This window comes from Nocardiopsis lucentensis DSM 44048 (assembly GCF_000341125.1).
GTDB classification, from domain to species: domain Bacteria; phylum Actinomycetota; class Actinomycetes; order Streptosporangiales; family Streptosporangiaceae; genus Nocardiopsis; species Nocardiopsis lucentensis.
Window position 1 is genome coordinate 1 of record NZ_ANBC01000101.1, and the last position, 2,829, is coordinate 2,829.

The 2,829-nt window shown below is 74.0% G+C and carries 2 protein-coding genes; one reads left to right on the forward strand and one right to left on the reverse strand.

Annotated elements, in window-relative coordinates; all coding sequences use genetic code 11:
* Positions 1–42 precede the first annotated feature (42 nt).
* Entirely contained in the window at positions 43–1,704 is a 1,662-nt protein-coding gene (locus D471_RS0103150) for a serine/threonine-protein kinase (RefSeq protein WP_017597282.1), read from the reverse strand.
* A gap of 223 nt (positions 1,705–1,927) precedes the next feature.
* Here D471_RS0103150 and D471_RS0103155 point away from each other — a divergent pair.
* Positions 1,928–2,829, forward strand: a 902-nt coding sequence (locus tag D471_RS0103155; RefSeq protein ID WP_241479553.1) for a serine/threonine-protein kinase, incomplete at its 3' end; no start/stop codon positions are given.

Consider the following 2,829-nt stretch of genomic DNA (forward strand, 5'->3'; position numbering starts at 1 on the left):
ACGGACCGCCGTACGGCGTGGACCATGGGGGCTCCGGGCGGGCTACCCCTGGGCGCGGGCCTCCCACTGGGCCAGGTGGGACCGGACGCGGTCGGTCGCGGGGTGCTGGTCGCCGTGCACCCGCGCGTGGTCGGTCAGCAGCGCGCGGTAGCGCCGTACGGCCTCGGCCGGCTGACCGGAGTGGCCCAGGTAGGCGGCGTGGTAGTGGCGGGCGCGCAGGGTCGTGGGGTCGTCCTCGCCCAGGACGCGGACCAGGTCCGGCAGTAGCGCCTCCAGCAGCCGTACCGACCGCCGCGGCTCGCCCGCCTCGCCGACCTCGAAGGCCAGGTACAGGCGCGTGGTGAGGACCCGGTCGGAGTCCGCGCCGTGGACCGCCACCAGGTCCGGGACCAGGTCGCCGTGCACCCGCGCGGCCAGCCCGTGGTTCCCGGCGCGGCCCGCGTTGGTCGCCAGCTGGTAGCGCGTGGTCAGGGTCTCCGGGTGCTGGGAGCCGTAGGCCCGCATCAGATCGGTGAGCAGCGCGTCCAACCGGGCGACGGCGCTGCGGGGGTCGCCCGCCTTGCCCGTCAGGTAGGCCTCCTGGCGGCGGGCGCGCAGAGTGTCGGGGTGGTCCGGGCCGAACGCCTCCGCCAGTCGCGGCAGGAGGACGCGCAGGTCCTCAGCGGCCTCGGCGACGTGCCCGGCGGAGGCCCGGGCCCGGGCGGCCTCCACCCGTGACTGGAGGCCGCCGATGCCCGTCACCTGGGACGGGGGCCGCGTGTACGCCCGGGTGGGCGGGGCCTGCGTGTACGCCTTGGTGGGGACCAGCGGCCGCCGGCCCGGGGCCGACTCCGGGCGCGAGGGCCGATCGGGGACGGGCGGGAGGAAGGCGCCCAACCGCTCCCTCACCTCCTCCGCGGACGAGGGCCGGGTACCGGGCCGCTTGGCCAGCATCGACGCCACCAGTTCCGACAGCTCCGCCGGAACCTCCGGGCGCGTCTCGACGACGGGGCGCGGCTCGTCCACCACGTGCATGCGCAGGACGGTGAGGGGGTTGGAGTGCTGGAACGGCGGTCTCCCGGCCAGCAGCTGGTACAGGATCGCGCCGAGTGAGTACAGATCACTGGCGTGGTCCACCCGCGCGCCGCTGATCTGCTCGGGCGACATGTACAGCGGTGTGCCGATCACCTGGCCGCTGCGGGTGAGACGGCGGCTGGCCTCGGCGGCCGTCACCGAGGCGATCCCGAAGTCCAGCACCTTGACCGTGCCGTCCGAGGTGCCCTTCTCGACCACCATGAGGTTGCCCGGCTTCACGTCCCGGTGCACGATCCCGGCCGCGTGCGCGGCCCCCAGGCCTGCGGCCGCCTGGGCGGTCAGACCCGCCGCCCGGGCGATCGGCATCGGGCCGCCCTCCCTCAGCACGGCGGTCAGCGACCTGCCCGCGACCAGCTCCATCACCGCGTACACCGCGCCGTCTCCGGAGTCGTCACCGAAGTCGTGCAGGATGACCACGTTGGGGTGGCCCGCCAGCCGGGCGGTCAGCCGTGCCTCGCGGTGGAACCGGGCCACCACCTCGTCGGTGTCGACCCGCCCCGGCCGGATCAGCTTCACGGCCACGGTGCGGTCCAGTCGGTCGTCGACCGCCCGCCAGACCTCGCCCATACCGCCCTGGCCCAGCCGGGTGAGCAGGCGGTAGCGGCCTCCCAGCACCCGTTCCTCGGCCACCGCGGTCCCTTCCGTCCGTTTCCCGTGTCCGACAGCGGCCACCTCGGGTCCGGGACGGCGCACAGGGCATGAGTGTTCGGCGGTCCACGTTACTGTGGTCCCCGTGCCTGTGGGCATCCCGAATCCCCCGTACCCCCCGTGTGGAATGAGTGGCGGAGTAGTGAGCCTCAATCTCTACGTTGGTCCTGACTCACAGCCGGACAAGTATCGCCTGGTCCGATCGGTGGGGCGTGGCGGGGAAGCCACGCTCTACCTGGCGGAGGTCACCCTCGCGGGGCAGACGGAGCCCGTCGTGGTCAAGGTCCTCAACTCCGAGGTCACGGCGAACGAGGAGCAGTTCGCCGAACTGAGCGCCAAGTGGGGTGAACAGGCCGAACTCCTGCGCTTCATCAACCGCCTGGGCGTGGTGGGCGTGCGCGAGCACTTCGAGGGCGCCCCCGAGCACCCCGCCGACGGCGCCGCCGAGTCCACCGACCGGGCCCTGTACCTGGTGATGAACTACGTGGAGGGCGTCGACCTGCGCGACTGGCGGGCGGAGCACGCCGTCGAGGGGCCGCGCGGGCAGCGCGAGGTACTGCGCTACCTGGAGCAGATCGCCCTGGTGCTCGACGTGCTGCACTCGGGGCGCGCCACCCCCTCCAAGCGTGTGGTCGTGCACGGAGACCTGTCCCCGGGCAACATCATGATCAGCGACGAGGGCCAGGCCACCCTGGTCGACTTCGGCCTGAGCCGGATCGCGGCCCGCCACATGACCGCGCGGCCCTGGTTCACGCCCGGCTACGCCGCCCCGGAGATCTTCAACGGCGAGTACTCGGCGGCCACCGACCGGTACGCGTTCGGCGCCATCGCGTTCTTCGCCCTCACCGGGGAGGACCCGCCGCCCTCGCCGGAGCAGCTGCGCGACCGCTTCGGCGCGTTGCCACTGGTCGCCGCGGCCGGGGAGCGCCAGCGCGTGCTCGTCATGTCCATGTTCTCCGCCGAACCGGGGGAGCGGCCCGAGGCCTCGGACTGGATCCGCGCCCTGCGCTCCCTGGCCACCTCCGTGCCCTGGACGGGACCGGTCGCCGAGCCCGGTGACGCCGTGTTCGCGGCGGCGGTGGCGGAGGCCCCGGCCGAGCCCGCCGG